The 263-nt window shown below is 62.4% G+C and carries 1 protein-coding gene; it reads left to right on the forward strand.

Features of this window, described 5'->3' with window-relative positions:
* Positions 1–263 (forward strand): ABC transporter permease subunit (locus SB822_RS58115; protein ID WP_410859244.1); only part of this gene is annotated, 263 nt, incomplete at both ends.

The following is a 263-nucleotide window of genomic DNA, read 5'->3' on the forward strand; positions in this document are numbered from 1 at the left end:
TTGCAGGTGCCGATTGCGTTCTGCATCTTCATCGCCGCGGTGATCGTGCTGGGATGGCTGCTCAGGCGCAGTCCCTTCGGCCTGCGTCTCTATCTGATGGGCACGAATCCGAAGGCCGCGTTTTACGCGGGCATTCCGCGCGCGCGCATGCTCATCACGACCTATGCGATGTGCGGCGTGCTCGCGTCGCTTGCCGGCCTGATCAGCGCGACGCATACGTCCAGCGCGAAATGGGATTACGGCAACTCGTATCTGCTGATCGC

Source organism: Paraburkholderia sp. SIMBA_054, from assembly GCF_046534875.1.
Taxonomy (GTDB): Bacteria; Pseudomonadota; Gammaproteobacteria; order Burkholderiales; family Burkholderiaceae; genus Paraburkholderia; species Paraburkholderia hospita.